This is a genomic window from Micromonospora sp. SCSIO 07396, assembly GCF_053667945.1.
Genome location: NZ_CM132210.1, coordinates 3401465 through 3426147 on the forward strand (window position 1 = coordinate 3401465; position 24683 = coordinate 3426147).

General features: G+C 73.6%; 26 protein-coding genes. 7 read left to right on the forward strand and 19 right to left on the reverse strand.

Translation table 11 applies throughout. The annotated features are described in order from the left end of the window. Positions 1-20: 20 nt before the first annotated feature. Complete coding sequence (locus ACWCHM_RS14605) at positions 21-998, forward strand: MBL fold metallo-hydrolase (RefSeq protein ID WP_204961048.1); 978 nt, start codon at positions 21-23, stop codon at positions 996-998. A gap of 27 nt (positions 999-1025) precedes the next feature. Here ACWCHM_RS14605 and ACWCHM_RS14610 read toward each other — a convergent pair whose 3' ends face one another. Genes ACWCHM_RS14610 through ACWCHM_RS14660 form a run of 11 tightly spaced genes read right to left on the reverse strand, consistent with a single transcriptional unit; the run spans position 1026 to position 13113 of the window. After that, positions 1026-2579 (reverse strand): class I adenylate-forming enzyme family protein, encoded by a 1554-nt coding sequence (locus tag ACWCHM_RS14610; protein ID WP_454222746.1) that lies wholly within the window; start codon positions 2577-2579, stop codon positions 1026-1028. Then, on the reverse strand, positions 2576-4093 hold the full coding sequence (locus ACWCHM_RS14615; RefSeq protein ID WP_454222747.1) for a class I adenylate-forming enzyme family protein: 1518 nt from the start codon (positions 4091-4093) through the stop codon (positions 2576-2578). Before ACWCHM_RS14615 ends, ACWCHM_RS14610 begins: the two co-directional genes overlap by 4 nt. Continuing rightward, a complete protein-coding gene (locus ACWCHM_RS14620; protein WP_067309619.1) occupies positions 4093-4587 on the reverse strand; it encodes a VOC family protein in 495 nt (164 codons plus the stop codon). The genes ACWCHM_RS14615 and ACWCHM_RS14620 overlap by 1 nt, the downstream gene beginning before the upstream one ends. Before the next feature lie 32 nt (positions 4588-4619). Further along, the gene (locus ACWCHM_RS14625) at positions 4620-5540 is read right to left on the reverse strand and encodes an SDR family NAD(P)-dependent oxidoreductase (protein WP_454222749.1); all 921 of its coding nucleotides are present in this window, start codon (positions 5538-5540) and stop codon (positions 4620-4622) included. After that, entirely contained in the window at positions 5537-6721 is a 1185-nt protein-coding gene (locus tag ACWCHM_RS14630) for an acetyl-CoA acetyltransferase (protein WP_454222750.1), read from the reverse strand. The genes ACWCHM_RS14625 and ACWCHM_RS14630 overlap by 4 nt, the downstream gene beginning before the upstream one ends. Then, the gene (locus ACWCHM_RS14635) at positions 6711-8123 is read right to left on the reverse strand and encodes a zinc ribbon domain-containing protein (protein ID WP_454222751.1); all 1413 of its coding nucleotides are present in this window, start codon (positions 8121-8123) and stop codon (positions 6711-6713) included. The genes ACWCHM_RS14630 and ACWCHM_RS14635 overlap by 11 nt, the downstream gene beginning before the upstream one ends. Before the next feature lie 17 nt (positions 8124-8140). Then, positions 8141-8932, reverse strand: coding sequence for an ABC transporter ATP-binding protein (locus ACWCHM_RS14640; RefSeq protein ID WP_204961041.1), 792 nt, complete (start codon positions 8930-8932; stop codon positions 8141-8143). Further along, on the reverse strand, positions 8929-9819 hold the full coding sequence (locus ACWCHM_RS14645; protein ID WP_204961040.1) for an ABC transporter permease: 891 nt from the start codon (positions 9817-9819) through the stop codon (positions 8929-8931). Before ACWCHM_RS14645 ends, ACWCHM_RS14640 begins: the two co-directional genes overlap by 4 nt. 2 nt (positions 9820-9821) lie before the next feature. Further along, complete coding sequence (locus tag ACWCHM_RS14650; protein ID WP_454222752.1) at positions 9822-10745, reverse strand: ABC transporter permease; 924 nt, start codon at positions 10743-10745, stop codon at positions 9822-9824. Then, positions 10742-11587 carry an ABC transporter ATP-binding protein gene (locus ACWCHM_RS14655; protein WP_454222753.1) on the reverse strand — a complete coding sequence of 282 codons (846 nt, stop codon included), beginning with the start codon at positions 11585-11587 and terminating at the stop codon, positions 10742-10744. The genes ACWCHM_RS14650 and ACWCHM_RS14655 overlap by 4 nt, the downstream gene beginning before the upstream one ends. Positions 11588-11589: 2 nt before the next feature. Further along, positions 11590-13113 (reverse strand): ABC transporter substrate-binding protein, encoded by a 1524-nt coding sequence (locus ACWCHM_RS14660; RefSeq protein WP_204961037.1) that lies wholly within the window; start codon positions 13111-13113, stop codon positions 11590-11592. 191 nt (positions 13114-13304) lie between these two features. Between ACWCHM_RS14660 and ACWCHM_RS14665 the strand changes: the two genes are divergently transcribed. From ACWCHM_RS14665 to ACWCHM_RS14675, 3 genes are read left to right on the forward strand one after another with little or no spacing between them, the layout of a single operon-like run. After that, entirely contained in the window at positions 13305-14042 is a 738-nt protein-coding gene (locus tag ACWCHM_RS14665; RefSeq protein ID WP_454222754.1) for an enoyl-CoA hydratase/isomerase family protein, read from the forward strand. Beyond that, positions 14039-14857, forward strand: coding sequence for a VOC family protein (locus tag ACWCHM_RS14670; RefSeq protein WP_144081591.1), 819 nt, complete (start codon positions 14039-14041; stop codon positions 14855-14857). Before ACWCHM_RS14665 ends, ACWCHM_RS14670 begins: the two co-directional genes overlap by 4 nt. Next, positions 14854-15366, forward strand: coding sequence for a flavin reductase family protein (locus tag ACWCHM_RS14675; protein WP_204961035.1), 513 nt, complete (start codon positions 14854-14856; stop codon positions 15364-15366). The genes ACWCHM_RS14670 and ACWCHM_RS14675 overlap by 4 nt, the downstream gene beginning before the upstream one ends. Before the next feature lie 76 nt (positions 15367-15442). On the opposite strand, the gene ACWCHM_RS14680 is transcribed toward ACWCHM_RS14675, so the two are convergent. From ACWCHM_RS14680 to ACWCHM_RS14705, 6 genes are read right to left on the reverse strand one after another with little or no spacing between them, the layout of a single operon-like run. Continuing rightward, on the reverse strand, positions 15443-15931 hold the full coding sequence (locus ACWCHM_RS14680) for a MaoC family dehydratase (RefSeq protein WP_454222756.1): 489 nt from the start codon (positions 15929-15931) through the stop codon (positions 15443-15445). Next, a complete protein-coding gene (locus tag ACWCHM_RS14685; protein ID WP_454222757.1) occupies positions 15931-16740 on the reverse strand; it encodes an enoyl-CoA hydratase/isomerase family protein in 810 nt (269 codons plus the stop codon). The genes ACWCHM_RS14680 and ACWCHM_RS14685 overlap by 1 nt, the downstream gene beginning before the upstream one ends. Beyond that, a complete protein-coding gene (locus tag ACWCHM_RS14690; RefSeq protein ID WP_454222758.1) occupies positions 16737-17693 on the reverse strand; it encodes a zinc-binding dehydrogenase in 957 nt (318 codons plus the stop codon). The genes ACWCHM_RS14685 and ACWCHM_RS14690 overlap by 4 nt, the downstream gene beginning before the upstream one ends. Further along, positions 17690-18400, reverse strand: coding sequence for a nitroreductase family protein (locus ACWCHM_RS14695; protein ID WP_454222760.1), 711 nt, complete (start codon positions 18398-18400; stop codon positions 17690-17692). The genes ACWCHM_RS14690 and ACWCHM_RS14695 overlap by 4 nt, the downstream gene beginning before the upstream one ends. Beyond that, on the reverse strand, positions 18397-19146 hold the full coding sequence (locus ACWCHM_RS14700; RefSeq protein WP_454222761.1) for a nitroreductase family protein: 750 nt from the start codon (positions 19144-19146) through the stop codon (positions 18397-18399). Before ACWCHM_RS14700 ends, ACWCHM_RS14695 begins: the two co-directional genes overlap by 4 nt. Further along, positions 19143-20114 (reverse strand): nuclear transport factor 2 family protein, encoded by a 972-nt coding sequence (locus ACWCHM_RS14705; RefSeq protein WP_454222762.1) that lies wholly within the window; start codon positions 20112-20114, stop codon positions 19143-19145. The genes ACWCHM_RS14700 and ACWCHM_RS14705 overlap by 4 nt, the downstream gene beginning before the upstream one ends. Before the next feature lie 122 nt (positions 20115-20236). Here ACWCHM_RS14705 and ACWCHM_RS14710 point away from each other — a divergent pair, with 122 nt between their 5' ends. Next, entirely contained in the window at positions 20237-21385 is a 1149-nt protein-coding gene (locus ACWCHM_RS14710; RefSeq protein ID WP_454222764.1) for an acyl-CoA dehydrogenase family protein, read from the forward strand. Between the two features lie 30 nt (positions 21386-21415). Here the strand turns inward: ACWCHM_RS14710 and ACWCHM_RS14715 are convergent, their stop codons facing one another. Both ACWCHM_RS14715 and ACWCHM_RS14720 read right to left on the reverse strand, forming a co-directional pair. Next, the gene (locus tag ACWCHM_RS14715) at positions 21416-22051 is read right to left on the reverse strand and encodes a TetR/AcrR family transcriptional regulator (protein ID WP_204961028.1); all 636 of its coding nucleotides are present in this window, start codon (positions 22049-22051) and stop codon (positions 21416-21418) included. A gap of 149 nt (positions 22052-22200) precedes the next feature. Then, on the reverse strand, positions 22201-23109 hold the full coding sequence (locus tag ACWCHM_RS14720) for a hypothetical protein (protein WP_454222766.1): 909 nt from the start codon (positions 23107-23109) through the stop codon (positions 22201-22203). A 107-nt stretch (positions 23110-23216) separates the two neighbouring features. Here ACWCHM_RS14720 and ACWCHM_RS14725 point away from each other — a divergent pair, with 107 nt between their 5' ends. Further along, the gene (locus ACWCHM_RS14725) at positions 23217-23375 is read left to right on the forward strand and encodes a hypothetical protein (protein ID WP_454222767.1); all 159 of its coding nucleotides are present in this window, start codon (positions 23217-23219) and stop codon (positions 23373-23375) included. Positions 23376-23485: 110 nt separating this feature from the next. Then, entirely contained in the window at positions 23486-24457 is a 972-nt protein-coding gene (locus ACWCHM_RS14730; protein WP_454222769.1) for a PaaX family transcriptional regulator, read from the forward strand. The last annotated feature ends 226 nt before the right edge of the window (positions 24458-24683 follow it).

Genomic DNA, 24683 nt, shown 5'->3' on the forward strand with positions numbered 1-24683 from the left:
AGTAAGGGAGCCTCCCGACGATGTCCATACCCGTGAGCGACGCCCACGCCGCCAGCTGGCGGGCCCGTCAGGTGCCGGTCCCCGCGCAGGTCGTCGCCGGTGTCTGGGCCATCCCGGTCCCCCTGCACGGCAGCGCCCTGCGGTCCATCACCGTCTTCCTGATCGAGACCGGAGACGGCCCGGTCCTCGTCGACGCCGGCTACGACCACCCGAGCTGCTGGACGTCGTTCCAGCGGTCGCTGGCCGCCATCGGCCACCGGGTCGAGACGATCCCGGCGGTCCTGCTCACCCACAACCACCCCGACCACGTCGGCTTCGCCGACCGGGTACGCGCCGCCTCCGGCGCGCGGGTGGTGATGGGCGCGGCCGACGACTTCGCCACCATGCACCGGCGGCGCGGCACCTTCCTCCAGCAGGTACGCACCGCGCTCGACCTGACCGGCGCGCCACCCGACGTCGTCGCCGCCATGTACGCCGACGCGGTCGCCGTCGCCGTGCACCGCGAGGACCTGCAGCTCGACGTGGCCGTGGTCGACGACACCGAGTTCCGCTTCGGCGACGTGGGCATCCGCGCCCTGCCCGCCCCCGGGCACACCTACGGCCACACCGTCTACGTCGACGACCGGGGCCTGGTGTTCACCGGCGACACGATGATGGCCGAAGGGCCCACCCAACTCGCCATCGTCAGCCGCCCCGACGACGACCCGGCCGCCGACCTGTTCGACACGCTGGCCCGCATCCGCGACCTCGGGGCCGCCATCGCCTGCCCCGCACACCAGTTCCCCTACCGCGACGTCGCCGCCCGGGCGGGTGCCCTCGCGGCCCTCCACCGCGACGAGGTCGGGACGGTCCGGGAACTGGCCCGCGACGGCGGCACCGCGTGGGATCTCGCCCAGCGGATGACCTGGAAGAAGCCGTGGGACGAGCTGGGCCGGGGCACCCGGCGGTTCGCTCTCGTGCACACCCTCGCCCTGCTGCGGCACGCCACCGGCCGCTGACGCCGGGGCGGCCGGCCCGGCGCGGCCTCAGTCGCGCCGGGGGTCGTCGTACGTCCAGTCGGGGCGCAGCGTCGAGCGCAGCTCCCGCAGGGACCGCTTGAGCACCTTGCCCGACGGGTTGGTGGGGAACTCCGGCACCAGGTAGACCTCCTTGGGCACCTTGAACCGGCCGAGCCGCTGCCGGGCGTGCGCGATCAGCGCCTCGGGCGTCAACCCCGGCCGGGCGACCACGAACGCGGCCGGCACCTCCTGCCACACCGGGTGCGGGGCCGCCACCACCGATGCGGCCAGCACCAGCGGGTGGTCGGCCAGCACGTTCTCGATCTCGGCGCTGGACATGTTCTCCCCGCCGCTGCGGATCATGTCCTTGAGCCGGTCGCGGATGTAGAGGTAACCGTCGGCGTCGAAGCAGCCGATGTCGCCGGTGTGGAACCAGCCGTCCCGGAACGCGGCGGCGGTCGCCGCCGGATCGTCGAGGTAGCCGGGGCTCACCTTCGGCCCGCGCGCGACCACCTCACCGTGCGCGCCGACCGGCACGTCCACGCCGTCCGGGTCGACCACCCGGACCTGGACCCACGGCACCGGCAGCCCCACCGACCCCTGCTTGGACTCCTGGTGCGCGGCGTCCAGGTAGGTCAGCCCGCTGCACGTCTCGGTCAGGCCGTACCCCTCGATCAGCCGGGCGTTCGGGAACAGTCCCCGGGCCACCCCGAACAGCGCCGAGGTGACCTGCGAGAAGATCAGCCAACGCACCGACGACAGGTCGGTGGTCGCGGCGGTGGGCTCGCGGCGGACCAGGTCCAGCATGGTCGCCGCCACCACCATGCCGGTGATCCGTTCCGTCTCGATCGCCCGCAGCACCGCCGCCGGCACGAACCGGCGGTGCAGCACCATGGTGCCCCCGACGTGCCAGATGCCGAAGCCCGGCAGGTCGGTGCCGCCGACGTGGTAGAGCGGCGCGGCGTTGAGGATCCGGTCGGTCGGCCGCAACCCCAGCTCGACGATCTGGGCGTGCATGTTCCGGTTCACGTTGCCGTGGGTGAGCAGCACCCCCTTGGGCAGACTGGTGGTGCCGGAGGTGTAGACGATCCGTTGCAGGGCCGCGTCGTCGAGGTCGGCGTCGGCGACCCGCGCCCCCCGGTGCGCCGCGACCAGCGCCCGCACGTCGGTCCAGCCGTCGTCGACCGGTTCCAGCGCGAACCGGCGCACCGCCGGCAGGTCAGCCAGGGCGGCGGCGGTGAGCGCGGCGAACTCCGGCACCGTGGCCACCGCCTCGACCCGGGCGTGCGCCAGCAGCCGGGCCAACTCCCCCGCCGTCAACCGGTAGTTCAGCGGTACGACGACCGCGCCGAGTTTCGCCAGCGCCAGGCAGAGCAGCAGGAACTCGGGGACGTTGTCCGCGACCACCGCCACCCGGCCCTCGGGGCGTACCCCCTCGGCGGTCAGGCCGGCGGCCAGCGCGTTGACGTCGTCGTCAAGCTGCCGGTGGGTCCACCGACGCCCCTCGAAGACCAGCGCGTCGGCGTCGGCGAACCGGCGGGCGTTGCCGGCCAGCATCGCGGCCAGGTTCGCGGTGCTCACTCCGCCGCCTCGCGCAGCGCCTTCTTCAGCACCTTGCCGGAGTCGTTGCGCGGCAACGACGTCACCAGCTGCACGTACCGGGGGACCTTGAAGCGGGCCAGTTCGGCCCGGCAGTGCGCACGCAGGTCCTCGGCGGTGCCGGTCGCGCCGTCGCGGAGGATGACGAACGCCTTCGGCACCTCGTCCCACTGCGGGTCGGGCACCCCGATCACGGCGACCTCGGCGACGTCGGGGTGCTGGGCCAGGACCCGTTCGATCTCGGCGCTGGCGATGTTCTCCCCACCGGACTTGATCAGGTCGGCCCGGCGGTCGACGAACCACAGGTAGCCGTCGGCGTCGATCCGACCCACGTCGCCGGTGCGGAACCAGCCGTCGCGCCGGCTGCGCCGGTTGGCCTCGTCGTCGTTCCAGTAGCCGGGCGAGACCTTCTCCCCCCGGACGACGATCTCCCCCTCGACGTCCGGGCCGACCGGCCGGAAGTGCTCGTCGACGATGCGGATCTGCACCCCGGGGAAGGGTGCGCCGAGCGCGCCGAGCTTGCTCTGCTCGTGGGCCGCGTCGAGGTAGCACACGCCGTTGCACAGCTCGGTCATGCCGAACGTGTCGATCAGCCGCACGTGCGGCAGCCGGCGCTTCACCTCCTGCCGCACGCTCGGCGCGACCCCGGCGAACAGCAGGTAGCGCAGCGTTCCGAGATCCGGCGGGTCGTCCAGGTCGAGCAGGCCGAACAGGATCTGGGCGGCCAGCACCATGCCGGTGATCCGCTCCTGCGCGGCGATCCGGGCGATGTCGGCCGGCTTGAACGTCGGGGTGAGCACCATCGTCGCGCCGGCCACGAACGTCGCCAGGCCCGGCGCCTCCAGCCCGCTGACGTGGAACAGCGGCGCGGAAACGAGGATCCGGTCGGCGGCGGTCAACTCCAGTTCGAGGACCTGCGCGAAGTGGTTCGCGGTGAGGTTCCCGCAGGTGTGCACCACCCCCTTGGGGCGGGCCGTGGTGCCCGAGGTGTAGAGCAGCCGGTGCACGTCGGCGGGGCCCTTGTCGGCGTCGGCGACCCGCACGCCCGGCGGCTGCCCGGCGAGCAGGTCGGCCAGCCGTCGCGCGTCGCCGACGACCGTGTCGCCGTTGGCGACCAGCGTGCGCAGCCCGGTCGTGGCCGCCAGCCGGGCGGCGTCGGCGGCGAAGTCGTCGTCGTAGAGCAGGCCGGTGACGCCCGCCTGGTCGATGACGTACGCCTGCTCGTTGGCGTGCAGCCGCCAGTTCAGCGGCACCGAGACCGCGCCGAGCCGGCTCAGCGCCAGCAGCTCGACGACGTAGGTGGCGGTGTTGCGCCCGAGCACCCCGACCAGGTCGCCGTCGGCGATGCCGGCGTCGCGCAGGGCCGCGGCGTGCCGGTCCACGTCGGCGTCGAGTTCCGCGTACGTCCAGCGGGCCGCCCCGTCGACCAGGGCCTCGGCGTCGGCGCGGCGCAACGCCTGCCGGCGCAGCGTCTCGGTGAAGTTGCTGCCGCCCATCAGTCGCCGCTCCCCCGCCGCCGGGCCAGGATCTCCTCCCGGGACGGCAGCGACACGAACTCCAGCAGGTTGCCGTCGAGGTCCCGGGCGGCGAACGCGGTGATGTAGCCGTAGTTGTCGAGCAGCACCCGGTTCGGCGCGGACAGGCACTGCGCGCCCAGCTCGGTCAGCCGCCGGTGCAGGTCGTCCAACTCGTCCAGGGGCACCTCGAAGCTGAGCAGGAAGGTGCCCAGCTCCAGGTGACCGGCGGTGGCGGTGCGGGTCTTCACGCCGTTCCACTCGATGAGTTCGAGCTGGCCGACCCGGCTGGGGCCCTGGAGGTACTGGACCCGGCCGGTGGTGCCGGCGGGCAGGCCCAGCGACACCTCGATCCCCGGCCCGCCGACGTCGGTGCGCAGCGTCCGGCGGTAGCCCAGGGCCCGTTCGTAGAAGTCCGCGGCGCGGTCGACGTCCGAGACGGTCATGGCCACGTGGTGCACTTCGCTGACCGGCATGGTGCCTGCCTTCCTGTTGGTTCGCGCCGGAATCAGGCCGACGGGCCGGACGGCCCGCCGAGGACCCGTTGGATGAGGGTGACCTCGTCCGCGCCGCTGTCCGGCACGATGAAGTCGTCGAGCCGGCAGATCTCGTCCACCGCGCCGAGCACGTCGTCGGGCGAGGCCGGGGTGGGCCCGCCGTACCAGCCGGGGGTGACGCCCAGGAAGATCCGCCCGACCCGGCCGCCGCCGACGGTGAGGATGTGCCGGTTGAGCTGGCACTGCTCCGAGGCGAGGAAGGTCGCCACCGCCGCCACGTGCTGCGGGTCGAACCGGTCGGTCAGCTCGCCGAGCAGGTTCTCGGTCATCCGGGTCGCCGCCGTCGGCGCGATCGCGTTGACCAGGATGCCCCGGCGGGCCCCCTCCAGCGCGAGCACGTTCATCAGCCCGATCAGGCCGGCCTTGGCCGCGCCGTAGTTGGCCTGACCGAAGTTGCCGAACAGGCCGGACGACGAGCTGGTCAGCACGATCCGGCCGTAGCCCTGGGCGACCAGGTGCGGCCAGGCGGGCCGTAGCACGTGGAACGCCCCGGCCAGGTGCACGTCGAGCACCGCGCTGACGTCCTCGTCGGACATCTTGGCCAGCGTCCGGTCCCGCAGGATGCCGGCGTTGTGGATGACCGCGTCGAGCCGGCCGTACGTGTCGATCGCCCGGCCGACCAGGTCCGCGCCCCCGGCGGCGGTGGCCACCGAGTCGGTCGAGGCGACGGCGGTGCCACCGGCCGCGCGGATCTCGGCGACGACCCGCTCGGCCGCGCCCGAGGAACCGGAGCCGTCGACCGTCCCGCCGAGGTCGTTGACGACCACCGACGCGCCGCGTGCGGCGAGGGTCAACGCGTGGGCCCGGCCGATGCCGTTGCCCGCGCCGGTGACGACGACGACCCGGCCGTCGAGGGTGACCCGGGCGCTCATCGCTCGTTCCCCAGGACCGCCACGAACGCGACGCAGGAACCGGGCTGCCCGCCGAGGTTCTGGGCGACCGCCAGCCGGGCGTCGGGCACCTGCCGGGGCCCGGCCTCCCCGCGCAGCTGGGTGAAACACTCGAACATCATCCGCAGCCCGGTCGCGCCGATCGGATGGCCGAACGACTTGAGCCCGCCGTCGGTGTTGACCGGCAACGCCCCGTCGAGGTCGTAGCGGCCGTCGAGGATGTCCCGCCATGCCTTGCCGCGGGCGGAGAAACCCAGGTCCTCCATCAGCACCACCTCCGTCGGGGTGAAACAGTCGTGCACCTCGGCCAGCGAGATCTGCGCCGCCGGGTCGGTCACCCCGGCCTGCTCGTACGCCTCACCGGCGGCGGTGACCACCTCGCGGAAGGTGGTGAAGTCGTAGCCGTCGGCGGCCAGGCCGGCCCCGGAGCCGGCGACGAAGCTCATCCCGCGCAGGTAGACCGGCCTGTCGGTGTACCGGTGGGCGTCCTCGGCGCGGACCAGGATCGCCGCCGCCGCGCCGTCGGAGACGCCGGAGCAGTCCATGACGCCGAGCTGCCCGGCGATCCGCGGGGACCGTTCCACCGTCTCGGCGGTGACCGCCCGACGGAACTGGGCGCGGTCGTTGCGGGCCCCGTTGGCGTGGTTCTTCACCGCGACCCGGGTCATCGCGGCGCGCATCTCCCGCTCGTCGATCCCGTACGCCGCCTGGTAGGCGGGGGCGAGCAGGGAGAACCCGGCCGGCGCGGTCCAGTCGACGTCGGTGCCGTCGGCGGGTGGGAACACCGCCGACAGCCCGGAGTAGGAGGAATCCTTCAGCTTCTCCACCCCGGTCGCCATGACCATGTCGTACGCGCCGGAGGCGACGGCGAAGGCGGCGTTGCGGAACGCCTCCGAGCCGGTGGCGCAGTAGTTCTCGACCCGGGTCACCGGCTTGCCGGTCAGCCGCAGCGGCCGGGCGAGGGTCTGCCCGGACATGCCCGAGCCCTGGGTGCCGACCCAGAACGCGTCGACGTCGTCGAGGGTGACGTCGGGCAGCGACCCGACGCACTCCTGCACGGCGTCGACGAGCAGGTCGTCGGCGGAGGAGTTCCAGTGGTCCCGGAACGGGGTGCAGCCCATCGCGACGATCGCGACGTCGTGGGTGGTGCGCCTACTGGCCATCGGCGGTGTCCTTCCCTGGCGCGGCGTCGGCGGGTGCCGGGCGGAGCTTCCAGAAGTAGTTGTGGATCGAGTCGGTGGTCCAGAGCCGCCGGAACACGGGGGTCATCGCCATCCCCACCGCCACGTCGGCGGGTGCCACGTCGGTGGCGTACGCGCTGAGCCGGCCACCGCCGTCCACGTCGGCGACGACGATCGCGACCTCGGGTTCTGGCATGGTGGTCAGGTGGTCGCGGGTCACCGAGACCACCCGGGCGGTGCGGTCGCGCAGCGACACCGGGGCGCTGCCGGACCCGGCGGTGCCGCAGGAGGCGCAGACCCGCCCGGGGGGTGTGGTGACCCGGCCGCAGGCGGCGCACCGGCTGCCCTCCAGCCGGTACTTCCAGCCGGCCCGGCGGTGCATGGGCGGGGCGGCCGGGGCGGGGGCGGCCGGTCGGGCCGGACCCTGCACGTCGAGCAGCCCGCGCCAGCGCAGGTAGCGGCCGTAGCCGAGGCGCTGCCGGGCGGCGAGCTGGGCGCGGACCGACGGCCCGCCCCGGGCGGCGCGGACGCCGTCACCGACCCGCAGCACGAACGCGTCGCCGCCCTCGGTGGCCGACAGCAGCAGGATGGTCTGCCCGGGTTCCGCCTCGTCGAGAGCGGCGGCGAGCAGCAGGCCGGGGTGGGCGACGCCGGTGAAGCCGGTGGCCCGTTCGACGGTCGCGTCCCCTCCGGTGCCGCCGAGCGTCTTGCGCAGCGCCGCCGCCGCACGCGGGTTCGACGACGACACGACGACCTCGTCGACGGTGTCCAGGGACGCCTGCGCCAGGGCCCGGCGGGCGGCGTCCAGGCCGGCGGCGACGAGGATCTCGGCGGTGAACCGTTCGTCCCAGACCCGGTCGTGGCGTTCGCCGGGCAGCCGCCAGCGGTCCAGCAGCTCGCTGGTGTGGCCGGCGCGGGCGAGGAGCACGGCGGCCCGCCCGCCGCCGACGAACGCTGCGGCGGCGTCGCCCTGGGCCAGTTCGTCGGGGGCCCCGGGGCGGGTGGTGCGCACGTCGGCCAGGGCCGCCGTGGCGACGCCCCGCAGGACCAGGTCGAGGGCGGACGCGCCGGCCCGGTGGCCGCGCAGGTCGAGGGCGGTGACCCCGGGGTCGAGGCCGAGCGCCTCGTGGACCACCCCGGCGGAGGTCTTCGTCTCGTACGGTGCGCTGGTGGTGGCCAGCAGCAGGTGCCGCCCGGCCGGGGTGCCGGCGGCGACGTGCCGCAGCGCCTCGACGGCCATGGTGACGGCGTCCTCGTCGTAGCCGGCGACGCCGCGGGTGGGGCCGCCGGCACGGGCCGGGGCGCTCGGGTCGAGCCGGTTGTCGTCGAGCACGTACGCCGGGAGGTAGGCCGCGTAGGCGTCGATGCCTGGTTGCTCGGGCATGGGTCGCGGGTTCTCCTTCAGCTCCACGAGGGGATGGCGGCGAGCAGGCGTCGGGTGTACTCCTGCTGCGGTCGGTCCAGCACGGTCAGCGCGTCGCCCTGTTCGACGACCCGCCCGCCGCTCATCACCGCGATCCGGTCGCACAGGTCGCTGGCGAGCATCAGGTCGTGGGTGACGAACAGCAGGCCGATGCCGAGTTCGTCGACGAGGGTGCGGAACAGGTCGACGACCTTGGTCTGGGTGGTGACGTCCAGGGCGGTGGTGCACTCGTCGGCGATCACCAGCGCGGGGCGGGTGACGACGGCGAGCCCGATGGCGACCCGCTGGCGCAGGCCGCCGGAGAGCTGGTGCGGGTAGCTGGCCAGCACCCGGCCGGGGTCGTCGATGCGCATCTGGGCCAGCACCTCCACCGAGCGCCGCTCGACCTCGGCCCGGCTGATGTCCCGGACGTGGCGGCGCAGCACCTCGGCGAGCTGGGTGCGGACCTTCAGCAGCGGGTTCAGCGACCGGGACGCGTCCTGGAAGACCATGCCGACGGCGCTGCCCCGGACCCGCGCGGTGCGGTCGACGCCGGGGGCCACCACCTGTTCGTCGCCGACGGTGACGGTGCCCCGGTCGACCCGGACGTTGCGGTCGAGCAGGCCGACGACGGCGCGGGCGAGGGTGGTCTTGCCGCTGCCGGACTCGCCGACGACACCGACGATCTGGCCCCGGCGGATCTCCAGGTCGACGTCGTCGAGCAGGGTCAGCTCGCCGTCGGCGAGCCGGGCGGTGATGGACAGCCCGGAGAGCTTCAGCAGTGCGCTCATCGCCGCCTCTTCCGTGGGTCGTGGTGGGTGAGCAGCGCGTCGCCGAGCAGGTTGACCAGCAGCACCAGCACGGTGATGGCGAGGCCGGGGAAGAAGGCGATCCACCAGGCCTGGCTCAGTTCGTCCTGGCCGGAGGCGAGCATCGAGCCCCAGCTGTTCATCGGCGGCACCACGCCCAGGCCGAGGAAGCTCAGCGCGCTCTCGACCAGGATCGCGGTGCCGACCTGGAGGGTGCCGAGCGCGACGATGGTGCCGGCGAGGTTGGGCAGGATGTGCCGGAAGACGATCCGGGGTTCGGACGCGCCGGCCGCGCGCAGGCCGACGACGAACTGGCGTTCCCGGATGGCCAGGGTCGCCGCCCGGGTGACCCGGGCGCAGACCGCCCAGCCGGTGAGCGCCAGCACCAGGAACAGCACCGGCAGGGAGCTGCCCCGGTTGGCGATGATGGCGAGGGCGACCAGGATGAACGGCAGGGCCAGCTGGGCGTCGATGAGGATCGAGATGACCCGGTCGACCCAGCCCCGGAAGTAGCCGGCCAGCAGGCCGAGCAGGGTGCCGGGGCCGATCGCGACGAGCGCGCCGACCAGGCCGATCACGATGGTCAGCCGGCCGGCCGAGACGAACTGGGTGAGCAGGTCCTGGCCGAGCTTGTCGGTGCCGAGGGGGTGCGCCCAGCTGCCGCCGGCCAGGAACGCGGGCGGCTGGCGGGTCGCGTCGAGGTCCTGGCCGGCGGCGGGCAGCAGCCCGGTCAGCGGCAGCACGAACACGGCGACGGCGGCCACCGCCAGCGGCAGGGCCAGCCAGAACACCGAGGTACGCGCCCGGCGGCCGGCCCGGCGCGGGGGCACCGCCGGGGCGGTGACCGGGTCGAGTTCGAGTTGGCTCATGCTCACCGCACCCTCGGGTCGACGATCGAGTGCAGGACATCGACGAGCAGGTTCAGCAGCACGAACACCAGCGCGCCGAACACCACGATCGCCTGCACCAGCGGGAAGTCGCGGAACTGGATGGCCTGCAACGCGAGCTGGCCGAGACCGGGCCAGGAGTACACGTACTCGACGGCGACCGCGCCGGAGAGCAGGATGCCGGTCTGGAGCACCACGATGGTGAGGATCGGCATCATCGCGTTGGTGAAGGCGTGCCGCCACACCACCCGGCGGGTGCTGATGCCCCGGGCGCGGGCGGAGTCGATGTACGGCTCGGCCAGCGCGTCGCTCATCGAGGCGCGGGTGAGCCGGGCGATGTGCGCCATCGGGTAGACCGACATGGTGAGCGCGGGCAGGATCAGGTGTCTCGGGCTGCCGGACTGGCCGGCGGGCAGCCAGCCGAGTTTGACGGCGAACAGCACCACCAGCATCATGCCGAACCAGAAGACCGGCACGGACTGGCCGAGCAGGGCGAGGGTGGATGCCCCCCGGTCCCACCAGGTGCCCTCCCGGGTCGCCGCGAGCACCCCGAGCGGCACGCCGACCAGCAGCGCGAGGGCCATGCCCGCACCGACCAGTTGCAGGGTGTACGGCAGCCGGTCGGCGATCATCGAGGTGTTGGACTGGTAGAACTGCAACGACTGGCCGAGGTCGCCGGTGAACACGCCCTTGAGGTAGTCGAGGTACTGCACGACGACGGGCAGGTCCAGGCCGAGCTGCTGGCGCAGCGCCTCGCGTTGTTCGGGCGGGGCCATCGGGCCGAGGATGGTGGCGGTCGGGTCGCCGGAGAGCCGGCCGAGCAGGAACGCCAGGCTGAGCGCGATGAGCAGCGAGGCGAACAGCGACGCGAGCCGCCCGCCGACGCGGCGTACGGTGCTGGCCTTCATCGGCGGGACCTCCAGCGCGCGCCGGGCATCGCGGCGAGCAGTTCGCGGGTGTAGTCGTTCTCGGGGGTGCCGAAGACCCGGTCGCAGGGTCCCGCCTCGACGACCCGGCCCCGGTACATCACGTGCACGACGTCACAGAGCGACCGGACCACGGCCAGGTCGTGGCTGATCATCAGCAGCGCCGCGCCGGTGGTGGCCCGGATCTGGCGCAGCAGGGCCAGCACGTCGGCCTGGACGGAGACGTCGAGGCCGGAGGTCGGTTCGTCGGCGACGATGAGGCGGGGGCGCATCAGCAGCGCGCGGGCGATGCAGACCCGCTGCGCCTGGCCGCCGGAGAGCTGGTGGGGGTAGCGGTCGAGCAGGTCCGGGGCGAGCCGGACCCGGCCGAGCAGGTCGGCGTCGTCGATCCAGGAGGTCCGTTCGGGTTGCAGCGCCCGCAGTTCCCGTAGCCCGGAGCGGACCGACTGGCGGGGGTCGAGCGAGCCGTGCGGGTCCTGGAAGACCACCTGCACCTCGGGGCGCAGCCGACGCAGCTGGGCACGGCTGACCGCCGCCAGCGAGTGGCCGAGCAGCCGGATGTCGCCCCGGCCGCGCGGGCCCAGCCCGGTGGCCGCCATCGCCAGGGTGGTCTTGCCGGAGCCGGACTCGCCGACGACGGCGACGCTCTCGCCGGCCGCGATGCGCAGCGACACCTGGTCGACGGCGCGGAAGAGCGCGCCGGTGCCGCCGTCGCGGTGCTCGACGACGAGGTCGTCGACCTCCAGCACGGGAGGCTCCGACTCCGGGGTGCGGGGGTGCCGGGCGAGGTCGCCCGGCACCCCCGTCTCCACTACCTCGGACATCGTCAGCGGGTCGTCTTCGTGAAGTCCACGGTGTTCAGCGGGCCGAACACCACGCCGGAGACGCCGGGGCCGGTCGCGTAGTTGAACACCTGCCGGTACAGCGGCACGTAGCAGTGCTTCTGCACCACGCCGATCGTGTTGAGCTGCTCGTAGATCGGGGCGGCCTGCTGGGCGTCGTTCTGTTCCAGCGCCTGCTGGGCCAGGGTGTCGATCTGCGGGTCGGGGCAGTTGCCGGTGATCGACTTGGTCTTCATGAAACCGCTGACGAAGTAGTCGGGCACGGCGACGTTCGGCACCCCGGCGAAGATCGACAGACCGGGCACCTGGCGGCCGACGATCCGCTTGACCAGCGTGCCGTAGTCCAGCGGCACGTAGCTGACCTTGAAGCCGGCCTTCTCCAGGCTGCCCCCGACGGCCTGGGACACCTCTTCGATGTTGGTGTACTGGGCCGCCGGGTAGGTGATCTGCACGGTCGGGGTGGCCCCGCCGAGGAGTTCCTTGGCCTTGGCGGCGTCGGCGGTCACGCTCTGCGTCGGCTGCTGACCGGGTTTGACGTTGAGCAGCCCGGCGTCGGCGACCGCCTGGCCGTCGAAGATGCCCTTGACGATGGCGTCGCGGTCGATGGCCAGGGCCGCCGCCTCGCGCAGCTTCGGGTCGTCGAACGGCGCCTTGGTGGAGTCGAGGAAGGCGATGATCTTCATGGCGGTCTCGGTGCTGACCACCTCGACCCCGGCGGCCTTGGCGGCGCTGGCCTGGGCCGGCGGCAGGTCGAAGGAGACGTCCACGCTCTTGCTCTGGATCAGCGCGAGCCGCTGGGCGGCCTCGTTGGCCCAGGTGAAGGTGACACCCTCGTTGGTCGCCTTGGTGCCCCAGTAGTCGGGGTTGCGCTTGACCGAGATGTCGCGGCCGGCGTTCGCGCCCGACCAGACGTACGGGCCGGTGCCGACGGGTGCGGCGGCGAAGCCCTCCGAGCCCTTCTCCTGGTAGTACTTCGGCGGCACCAGGTAGACGGTGGTGAGCAGGTCGGGGATGTCGTACTGCGGGGTCTTGGTCGTGACCACGACGGTGGTGGCGTCGGGCGTCTCGATCGCGGTGACGTTGCCGAAGTACGACTTGAGCTGTGAGGCCGGGTTGTCGCGGGTGAGCGTGATGGTGTTGGCGACCGCCGCCGCGTCGGCCTTCTCGCCGTTGCTGAAGCTGATGTCGGGCCGGACCTTGAACGTCCAGGTGGTGGCGTCGGTGCGGGTCCAGCTCGTGAGCAGGCCGGTGTCGGCCGGCGCGAGGTCGCTACCGGTGTTGATCAGAGGTTCGAGCATCGTCGCCCAGACGATCTGGGCGGAACGCGCGCCGACGATCGGGTCGAGGGTCGCCGGTTGGGCGGCGAGCAGCGCCCGGATCGGGCCCGTGCCCGAGCCGCCGGAGTTGTCGGAGTCGGAGCCGCCGCACCCGGTGAGGCCGGCGCCCACGACGGTCAGCGCGGCGGCCAGTGCCAGGAAGCGCCGGGAGCGCAGGGATTTCATGATCATCATGGGTGTCCTTCACTGCGATGGACCCGTTCTGTCTCCGCGTGAGGCGGCGGTGACGTTCGCCACAAAGTACCGACCAGCCGGTATCAAGTCAACGGGTCAACCCGGTATCCCGCTCATGACATTCGCATGACAAAGGCCCGCCGGCCAGCGCCGTTGTGTTCATACCGACCGGTTTGTATGATACCGCGGTGACCATCACCCTCACCCATGGGCACGACGGCCGCCTCGCCCGGGTCCGCTTCGACAACGCGGCGCGCGGCAACTGTTTCGACACCCCGACGCTGCACCGGCTCGTCGACACCCTGGAGACCGCCGCCGCCGACGCGACCTGCGCGGTCATCCGCCTCGACATGGCCGGGCGGCACTTCTGCGCCGGCTGGGACACCTCGTCGTTCACCGCGCTGGCCGGGGCCACCCGCGAGGAGGTCGCCGCCGACCTACGCGCCAGCGACACCGCGGTGCAGCGCATCCGTCGGCTCCCGGTGCCCGTCGTCGCCGCCGTCCGGGGACGGATCATCGGGTTCGGCGTCGGCCTGCTCAGCGCCGTACACCTGCCGGTCGCCGCCGCCGACGCCCGGCTGTCCCTGCCGGAGGCGCGCTACGGCTTCGCCCCCGCCGGGGTCGGCCACACCATCGCCCGGTCGGTGCCCCGGCCGCACGCCTACCACCTGCTCACCGGGGTGGCGGAGGCGACCGCCGGGCAACTGCTCGACTGGGGCCTGGTCGCCCGGGTGGTCCCCGACGACGAGCTGGACCGGGCGGTCGACGAGCTCGTCGACGCGCTGCTGGCCGTGCCGGGGGCGACCCTGCGCGCGGTGGTCGGCGTCGTCGAGTCGAGCCTGGCCACCGGGACCGCCGACCAGGCGTACGACATCTCGGCCCGCACGATCGTCGCGGGCCCGGCCACCAGGGGGGCAACCGGATGAGACCACGCTTCCAGCCCGGCGAGGCGGTCTGGGTGGAGCTGTGCACACCCGACCCGGCGCAGGCCGAGACCTTCTACGCCGCGCTGCTCGGCTGGACGGTCCGCGCCGAACGCCTCGGCGGCACCACCTACCGGATGTGCAGCATCGACGGGCGGGACGTCGCCGGGATCTCCGACGCCGCCGCCCTGCACGGCGACCGCCCCCGGGGCTGGCTCACCTACTTCGCCGTCGACGACATCGCCGCGTCCGCCCGGCAGGCGGTGGCGCTCGGCGGCGAACTGGTCGCGCCGCCGCGGTACCTGCCGGCGGCGGGCACCGGCGCGGCGGTGATCGACCCGTTCGGCGCGGCCTTCGGCCTCTACCAGGGTGAGTCGCGTGTCGGCGTCCAGGCGGTCAACTCGGTCGGGGCGCTGTGCTGGAACGAGCTGGACACCGGTGAGCCGGCCGAGGCGGTGGCCTACTACCGCACGTTGTTCGGCTACACCACCCAGCAGCGCGACGACTCGCCGACGGCCCGGCCCTACACGGTGCTGATGCTCGCCGACGTGCCGGTCGCCGGGGTCCTCGAACTCGACAACGCCTGGCCGAACCCCATCCCGTCGACGTGGGTCACCTACTTCGCCGTCGCCTCGCTCGACGACGCGCTGGCCCGGGTGACCGCCCTGGGCGGCAAGCCGACCGTCGGTCCGGTCGACACCCCGCACGGCCGGCTGCACCTGGTGAAGGACCCGGGTGGGCACACCCTGTGCCTGATCCAGCTCGACACCGGGCTGCGTCCCGACCACGACTCCTGCGACCCGGCGGTGAACCGATGATGGCCGAGCCCCTGTTCGACTCCGCCGAGTTCCGCCAGGTGTGCGGGCACTTTCCCACCGGCGTGACGGCGGTGACGGCGGTGACCGCCGGGGGCGCGGTCGCCGCGCTGACCGTGAACTCGTTCACCTCGGTCTCCCTGCACCCGGCGAAGGTGCTGTTCTGCGTCACCAGCTTCTCGTCGAGCTTCCCGGTGCTGATGGACGCCGACCGGATCGCCGTGCACATCCTCAGCCAGGACCAGGAGGACGTGGCCCGGCGGTTCGCCACCTCCGGGCTGTCCGGGGAGCAACGGCTCGACGGGGTGTCCTGGGTGCCCGGCCCCGACGGCGTCCCGCTGCTGCCCGACACCCCGGCGATCCTGGCCGGACGGCGCGACGAGGTGATCACCAGCGGCGACCACGTGATCGTCCTGATCGACGTCGACCGGGTCCACCTCAAGCCGACCGACGTGCCCGCGCTGTCGTTCTACCGGGGCCGGTTCGTCGCGCCGTCGCGGACGACCGAGTGACCACCGCCGCCGGGCCGGGTGACCGCCGGCCCGGCGGCGGCCGTGACCCGGCCGACGCCTGGCGGCGGCTCCCCGCTCAGGCGTAGTAGCGGAACAGGATCTCCGCCACGCAGCAGGGCTGCGACGTGTCGGCGAACTCCACCGCCACCGACGCCTTGGCCTGCACGCCGGGGGTGGCCTCCGGGCCGGGCGCGGTGATCGCGGTGGCCGCGACGAGCGTCGCGGCGCCCTGGATCTCGACCCCCGGCGGCAGCGGCCTGACGAACCGGACCCGGTCGAGCCCGTAGTTGACCCCCATCGAGAAGGTCCGCACCTCCAGGATGTCGGCGAGCAGGCACGGGACGAGGGCCAGGGTGAGGAACCCGTGCACGACGGTGCCGCCGAACGGCCCGGACCGGGCCCGTTCGACGTCGACGTGGATCCACTGGTGGTCCCCGGTGACGTCGGCGAACTGGTCGACCTGCCGCTGGGTCACCACCTGCGGCGCGCTGACGCCCAGCTCCGTGCCGACCAGCCCCAGCAGGTCGGAAGGGGTGTCGACGGTGGTCCGTCTCATGGTGCGCATCAGGGGTGCTCCGTTCCGGGTGGTCGGTCCAGGGTGGCGGGTCGGGTCGGTGTCCCGGGGGTGTGGCGGTCGGGCGGGGACGCGGCTGCGGCACGGGCCGCCGCCTGGGCCGTGACGTGCGCGGTGAGGGTCTCCCACTCCCGGTCCCAGTCCGCCTCGGCAACCGGCGGGCGGGCGAGCGTGAGCATCCGGCGGACCGCCGCCGGGTCGCGGGCCGCGACCGCGTCGGCCAGCGCGTCGACGTGCCCGACGAGCCGGTCGGCGGCGACGGCGGCGCTGACCAGTCCCCGGCGCTCGGATTCCTCGGCGGACCAGGTCTCCCCCGTGAGCAGCAGACGGCGGGCGGGCGCGGGGCCGACGGCGAGGGGCAGCAGGACGCTTGACCCCCAGCCGGGGACCTGACCGGCGGCGAGGTGCCGGTCGCCGATCCGGGCGGTGTCGGCGGCGACCGCGATGTCGCAGCCGAGCAGCAGTTCGAGGCCGCCGCCGAAGGCCGCCCCGTTGACCGCGGCGACGGTGGGCACCGGGGCGGCCCGGAGGGCGCGGACGAGGCGGCGGCCCCGGTCGAGATGGGCCAGCAGCGCGGGCAGGTCGCCGAGCAGGGCGGTGGCCTCGGCGAGGTCGGCTCCGGCGCAGAAGCTGCGGCCGGTGCCGGTGAGCACCAGCACCCGTACCGCTGGGTCGGCCGCGCCGGCCAGCCACCGTTCGAGACCGGCCAGCACGGTGCTGTCGCAGGCGTTGCCGGACCCGGGCCGGTCGATGCGCGCCCAGAGGGCGGCCCCGCGCCGGGTCAGCACCACGGAGGTCACGTCAGGCTCACGCAGAGCTTGCCGAACGCGGTGCCGGCCAGCATCCGGGCCGCCTGGGTGCGGATGTCGGCGAGGTCGACGACGCTGTCGACGACCGGCCGAATACGGTGGGTGTCGACGAACCCGACCAGCGCCTCGAACTCGTCGAGGGTGCCCATGGTCGCGCCGTGCACGCTGATCTCCCGGGCGAACAGCCGCGGCAGGTCCAGCTCGGCGGTGAAGCCGCTGGTGCCGCCGCACACCACGATGGTGCCGCCGGCCCGGGTGCAGCGGGTCGAGTGGTCGAAGGTGGCCGCGCCGACGGTCTCCACCACGATGTCGGCGAGTTCCGGGGTCCGCGCGCCGACGTCCAGGGCGACGGCCGCGCCGAGGGCGAGGGCCCGTTCCCGTTTGGCCGCCGACCGGGAGGTGACCATGACGGTGGCGCCGGCGGCCACGGCGAGGCTGATCGCGGCGGTCGCCACCCCGCCGCCCGCGCCCTGCACCAGCACGGTCCGCCCGGGGCCGACCGCCGCCCGGGTGAACAGCATCCGGTACGCGGTGAGCCAGGCGGTCGGGAGGCTGGCGGCCTCGGCCCAGCTCAGTCCGGCGGGCTTGGCGACGAGGTGGGCCGCCGGGACGACGATCCGTTCGGCGAGCACGCCGTGGCCGGCGTCGGGCAGCAGGGTGGCGTGCGGGACGGTCCGGCCGTCCGGCGCGGTGGGCAGCACCGGGTAGACGATCACCTCGCGGCCTGCGGCGACGCCGGCCGCGTCGCTGCCGATGACCCGGGGCCCGTCGTGCCCGGTGGTGCCGACGCCGCGCAGCGTCCACAGGTCGTGCATGTTCAGCGCACCGGCCCGGACGTCGACCTCCACCCAGCCCGGTGGCGTCTGCGGGACGGCGAGGTCGCCGACGAGCAGCGCACCCACCGGGTCGGCGGCGCTCGGGGTGCGGACGTGGGCGGCTCTCACCGGGTCGCCGATCCGGCCGGCTCGGTGGGCCCGTTCCAGAACGCCACGTCGGCGAGGTCGGCGCGGGCGGCGGGGCGGAAGTCCAGGCCCCGGGTGTAGGCGACCGGGACGAGGGTGACCGGTCGCCAGTCGTCGGGCAGGCCGAGCACCTCGCGTACCCGGGTGGCCCGGTGGGCCAGGGCGGTGGCCAGCACCGAGCCGAGGCCCCGGGAGCGCAGGGCGAGCTGGAACGACCAGGCGAACGGGAAGATCGACCCGTAGTAGCCGGAGGCGGTGCCGCCGACGGGCCGTTGCGGGACCGGTTTGGTGCTGCACAGCACGACCAGGACGGGCACCTGCGCCAGGTGGTCGACGAGGTGCTTGACGGCGGCGAGGACCCGCTGCTGGCGGGCCTGGGCCTGCGGGTCGGCCCGGACGCCGGGTGACAACCGGGTGGTGGTGGCCGCCTCGCCGTCGGCCAGCGGGCGGGCGACGGTGGCGTGCCAGATCTCGGTGTACAGGGTGGACAGTTCCCGCTTGAGTGTCGGGTCGTCGACCGCGACGATCCGCCAGTCCTCCAGGTTGGAGCCCATCGGTGCCTGCTGGGCGAGGCGCAGGCACTCCTCGACGACGGCGCGGCCGACGGGCCGGTCGAAGTCCAGCCGGTGGCGCACCGCGCGGGTGGTGGTCAGCACCTCGTCGATGTCGGTGATCACTGCGCCGGTCATCGGTGGTCCTCTCCGGTGAGTCGGTCGACGGGCTTGTCCCGGTAGGGCAACGGGGTTCCCCACCGGTCGAGGTAGCTGACGCTGCGCACGGGTCGGCGGGCGGCGACCCTGAAGTCGGTGCCGAGGGTGTACGCGACCGGCAGCATGGTGATCTGCACCGCGCCGTCGGGGATGCCGAGCAGCGTGGCGACGGCGGCGGCGTGGTGCAGGTGCAGGGTGGTGATGACGGTGCCGAGTCCGCGCGCCCGCAGCGCCAGGTTGAACTGCCAGATCGCCGGATAGAGCGACCCGTAGAGGGCGGAGTTGGTGCCGGGGCCGCCGGTGGCCGGGTCGGGTCGGGTGGCGCACGGGATGACCAGGTACGGGGCCCGCCCGATGTGCTGCGCGAGGTGTTCGGCTCCGGCGAGGATACGGGCGGTGCGGGCGCTGACCGTGCCGTCCGCGTCGACGCCGCCGAGGCGGCCCCGGACCAGGTCGTTGCCGGTGCCGGCCGCGCTGTGCAGTGGTTCGTGCACGTGGGTGCGGTAGGCGGCGTGGTAGAGCGTAGCCAGTTCGGCCTTGAGTTCCGGGTCGCCGACGACGAGCCAGCGCCAGTCCTCGGCGCCGCCGCCGGTGGGCGCCTGGACGGCGAGTTGGAGGCACTCGCCGACGAGGTCGAGGGGCACCGGGCGGTCGTAGTCGAGGCGGAGTCGGACCGACCGGGTGGTGGTCAGCACGTGGTTGAGGTCGGTGAACGGCAGGGTCATCGGTCGGCCCCCGGTGCGACGCCCAGCAGGTCGGTGACGTGCAGGGTGTCGCAGTACTCGCGGACCCCGGCGATGCCGCCGGGTCGGACGTCGACGATCCAGAGGTAGCGGTTCTGGTAGCGGGCGCCGTCGCCGAGGACGGCGTGTCCGTGGGCCTCGACGGCGACCAGGGTGTCGTCGACGATCCACCGGTCGGCGGTGACCGCGATCCCGGGGGACGCGTAGGTCCCGCCGGCCAGTCGGGCCCGCATCGCGGCGAGTTTCCCGCTCATCGCGACCCGGCCGTGCAACGGCCCGTTGGCGTCGAGGTCACCCCGGCCGTGGTGCCGGCCGAGGTCGCGGCGGCGGCCGGAGTCGGTCCACCAGGTGGCGTCGGCGGTGAACAACGCGCCGAATGCGTCGAGGTCGCCCCGGGCGAGGGCCGGCCACATCGCCAGCGCGGTCGCCAGCGCCGGGGGCACGCCGACCGGGTCGGGCGGGTCGGGGTGCGGGGGGTCGTCGAGGCTGCTGCGGGGTACGGGCGCGTCGTCGCCCACGACGTGCTGCGCGTGGGCGGTGTCGAGGTACTCCCGCACGGCGACGATCGCGCCGGTCGGGTCCACGTCGACGACGAAGCCGTAGCGGTTGGCGTACTCGCGTCCGCTGGCGTGGACGCCGCACCCCTCGACCTCGATGACGCAGGTGTCGTCCCCGGCGACGATCCGGCGGGGGATCTGCCGACAGCCGGCGGGGAACGCGTGCGGGCCGAGGGACCGCATCAGCGCCAGCTTGTCGTCCATCCGCATCAGGCCGTGCAGCGGGAAGCGTCCACTGCCGTGCGGCGCGAGATCCGGATCGCCGCCGCGCCGGTCCGGGCCGGTGTCCACCCACCAGGTCGCGTCAGCGGCGCACAACCGGGCGAGGCCGCCGAGGCTGCCCCGGTCGAGCGCGGAGACGAAGTCCATGCCTGCCCGGACCGCGCGGGTCATCCAGCCTCCCACATTCCGACTGGTGGGTATTTAACACCGCCGGCCCGGACAACTCAAGGGGTGACTAACATACCGACCGGGTGGTATTTTGCTGGCCGGCGGTTCCGACGAGGGGGTCTGTGGTGTTCGAGGCGTACCGGTTGCCCGAGGAGCACGAGGCGGTCCGCGAGGCGGTCCGCGAGGTCTGTGCCGCCAAGGTGGCCCCGTACGCCGCCGAGGCCGACGAGACGGGGCAGTTCCCCACGTCGTCGTACGACGCGCTGCGCGCCGCCGACTTCCACGCCCCGCACATCCCCGTCGAGTACGGCGGGGCCGGTGCGGACGCCCTGGCCACCGCGATCGTCATCGAGGAGGTCGCCCGCGCCTGCGCCTCGTCGGCCCTCATCCCCGCCGGCAACAAGCTCGGCACCATGCCCCTGCTGCTGGCCGGGTCCGAGGAACTCCGACGGCGTTATCTGACGCCGGTGGCGGCGGGTGAGGCGATGTTCTCGTACTGCCTGTCGGAGCCCGAGGCCGGCAGCGACGCGGCATCGATGACCACCACAGCAGTCCGCGACGGCGACCACTGGATCCTCAACGGCGTCAAACGATGGATCACCAACGCCGGCGTCTCCGAGTTCTACACCGTGTTCGCCGTCACCGACCCGGCGGCCCGCTCCCGCGGCATCTCCGCCTTCGTCGTCGAGAAGTCCGACCCCGGCGTCAGCTTCGGCGCACCCGAGAAGAAACTCGGCATCAAAGGCTCCCCCACCCGCGAGGTCTACCTCGACAACGTCCGCATCCCCGCCGACCGCATCATCGGCGACCCCGGCACCGGCTTCGCCACCGCCATGCGCACCCTCGACCACACCCGGGTCACCATCGCCGCCCAAGCCGTCGGCATCGCCCAGGGCGCCCTGGACTACGCCAAGGGCTACATCCGCGAACGCAAACAGTTCGGCAAACCGGTCGCCGAGTTCCAGGGCATCCAGTTCATGCTCGCCGACATGGGCATGAAGCTGGAGGCGGCACGGCAGCTGACCTACACGGCGGCGGGGAAGTCCGAGCGTGGCGACGCGGACCTGACCTACTTCGGGGCGGCCGCGAAGTGTTTCGCCTCCGACGCCGCGATGGAGATCACCACCGACGCCGTCCAACTCCTCGGCGGCTACGGCTACACCCGCGACTACCCCGTCGAACGGATGATGCGCGACGCCAAGATCACCCAAATCTACGAAGGCACCAACCAGGTCCAGCGCATCGTCATGGCCCGCCAACTCCTCAAGGACTGAGCAGCGGGGACCGGCGCGCGCCGGCGGGACTCAGGCGGTCAGACCCTCCAGCACCATCGCGCTGAACTGGCGGGCCACCTCGTCGACGCTGAGCGGTCCGCCGACGTTGAGCCACTGGTAGGCCCAGGCACACATGCCGACCAGCCCGAAGGTGGCGATGCGCGGGTCGACGTCCGCGCGGAACGTCCCCCGGGCGACCCCGTCGGCGATCATCCCGGCGAACGCGGCCTCCACCAGGCCCCGCTTGCGGGTCACCTCGGCGAACAGGTCACCGGAGAGGTACCGCCGCTCCTGGTAGAAGATCGTCACGTGGGCCCGGTACTCGGCCACGCTGGTGAGGCTGAACCGGATCAGCTCGCGTACCCGTACGGTCGGGTCGTCGCTGTCGGCCTCGATCTTCTGGATCGCGGCGAGCTGCGCCTCCAGGTACTCCTCCTGGATATGCCGCAGCAGGTCGTCCTTGCTGGCGAAGTGGTGGTAGAAGGCACCCTTGGTGAGCTGCGCCTGGTCGGCGATCTCCTGCACCGAGGTGCGGTCGAAGCCCCGTTGCTCGATCAGCCCCAACGCGCTGGTGATCAACGAGTTGCGGGTGTTCTCCGGGTCGTACCCGTCGGGCCAGCGCTGCCGGCGTCGGGTCGACTCCGGCCGGGACGTCGCACGCGCCATTGGTGGCCTCCTATCCCCGGTGCAACCCCACAATGCTACCGTCCGGTCGGAAGGAAACGAAGAGAGCCACCCCGGTCAATTCGTCCGGGAAGTGTCGCACCCCCCGGGGGGAAGCCCCCGCGGTGACACCGGCCGTACGCGGGGCGGACTCAGCGGCGGGTGTCGCCCGAGCGGCCCCGACCCGGCCCGGCGGCGCGGAGGCCGACGCGTGGCGCGCGGACCACCGGGGACGCCCCGGCACCGGGACGGAACTCGCGGGCCGCGGCGGCGACCAGTTCGTCCGGGTCGTCGGTGAGCGCGCGCCGCAGGTGCGCCGGGACGAGTTCCGACGTCGCCACCGCCATCCGCACCTGCGCCGACCGGTCCTCGACCAGGGGACGCAGGTCGGCCTCGTCGAGCGCGACGGCGGACACCAGCACGGCCCGGACGTCCGGCACCGGGTCCCCGGCGAGCGCGCGACGGTGCTCGGCGGTGGTCCGCGGGTTGCGCGCCAGACCCTTGCGTACCCGGGCCGTGCGGTCGGCCAGCAGCGTGGTCATCACGTCGGAGTCGTGGGTGTGCGCGGCGAGGCGTTCCCGCACCTCGGGTGAGACGTCGTCGACCAGCCGCGCGGCCAGCTCCGGCTCCAGGTCACGCGACTCGGCGAGCAGGCCCCGCAGTTCCTTGTCGGCGGTCTGCGCCATCGCCCGGCGTACCGACGCGTCGCAGGCCGGGTTGCCGGCGACCGCCCAGCGGACCCACCGGTCGGCGTCCCTGACCAGGCGCAGCAGGTTGGCGATCGAGGTGGCGGGATTACGCGCCACGGCCTCCCGCACCTCGCGGTCACGGTCACGGGTGAGCGGGCGCAACGCCTGGGCGGGCGCGTCGGCCCGGGTGGCGACCGCCCGGCGGACCACCGGCGACGGGTCGGCGGCCAGGTCGATCAGGGTCAGATGGCTGGTGCCCGGGTCCTGCGCGAGGCGCAGCCGGGCGTCCACGTCGCCCTGCGTCGTCGGGTCCGGTCCGGTGTCCGCCCCTGCGTGCCGCCCGGTTCCGTCGACGTCCTGCGCTCTGCCCATCGCGTCATCATGTCACGGTCGACCGGGGACACCGCGGGGCCGACCACCGCTGCGCCGACCTCGGATGTTCGCCGGGGTGGTGATGGCGTGCGCGATCGGCATCCTGCGTGTTCCAGGACTACAGCCGCTCGCTGTTCCCTTGGCTCACCGACGAACGCGACATCGGGCTGCCGCTGCGCCGCGACCGGGGCCAGATCGTCAGCAAGCAGGCGCCCCTGTTCGGCAAGCTGCGCAGCGAGGTGATGGACCTGGTCATGGGCCACTGACCGATCCGGCGTGGGCCGCCGGGACCGTCCTGCCGGCGGGCGGCCCGGCGGCCTCACGGGTGCGCCGGTCGGCGGGCGTCGGCCATCTGGTGGTGCGACAATCTGTCGGGGTGACCGCCGAACAGCCCGTCCCCGACGTCCGCACCCCCCGGGCCCCGCTCGGGTCGAGCCCGCAGCACCTGCTGGCCACGCTGCTCGGCGAATACCTCGACTCGGCGGACGCCGACCTGCCGTCGGCGGCGGTGATCGCGATGCTGCGGGAGTTCGGGGTCACCGAGCCCAGCGCCCGCGCGGCGCTGTCCCGGCTGGTCAAACGGGGTCTGATCGCCACCCGGGGCGACACCCGGCCGCCGGTCTACCACCTCACGCCCACGGCGATCGCCCGGCACCGTTCCCGGATGCGGCACTTCCTGACCTTCGGCGCGCAGCCGCCGCCCTGGACCGGGGACTGGGTGCTGGTCTCCTACTCGATCCCCAGCGCCGGTCAGGCCGCCCGGCACGCGGTGCGCCGGGCGTTGGCCGGGCTGGGGTTCGTGGGCCTCTACGACAGCGTGTGGATCAGGCCGGGGGTCGACGCCGCACCGGTCCGGGCGGAGCTGGCGGCGCTGCTGCACCCCGTCGTGGGGGCCCGGTGGTCGGTGCTGCACGCCCGGTTCGACGAGGAGGCCGGACCGCACGGCCCGGCCGCCGCGTACGACCTGGCCGGCCTCGCCGCCGGGTACGCGGCCTTCGTCGCGCGGTTCTCGCCGTTGCGGGCGGCGGCCCGCCGGGGTGCGGTCGACCCGGCCACGGCGCTGGTGGCGCGCACCTCAGCGATGGACTCCTGGCGGCGGTTCGCCGACACCGACCCGGATCTGCCCGCGCACCTGCTGCCGACGCCCTGGCCCCGCCGACAGGCCCGGGAGACCTTCCTCGACGTCCACTCCCGGCTCGGTGCGCTGGCCCGGTCCCGGCTGATCGAGGTGACCGCGCCGCACTGGCCGGACGCCGCCCGGTGGATCACCCACTTCGACGCCCCGGACGACCCCACCCGACCCGAACCGGCCGGTGGCCCGCGCGGCGTCGCACGCCGCCTCCGCTGACCGTGGGCCGCGTGTCGGTCGCACCGGGCCCGACAGACGGGCGTCGCACCGGCCCGACAGACGGGCCACACATTGACACTTTTCGTTACCCCGGTGATAGTAACTGCATACCGCGACCGCCTGTGGGACTGCGGCCGGCCGGTCGACGCGTCCACGTCGACCCGCCCCGTTGCCGGCGCTGACCACCCTGGTCGGGCCCGGCGGCAGACCCGCCACCGCAGGGGGT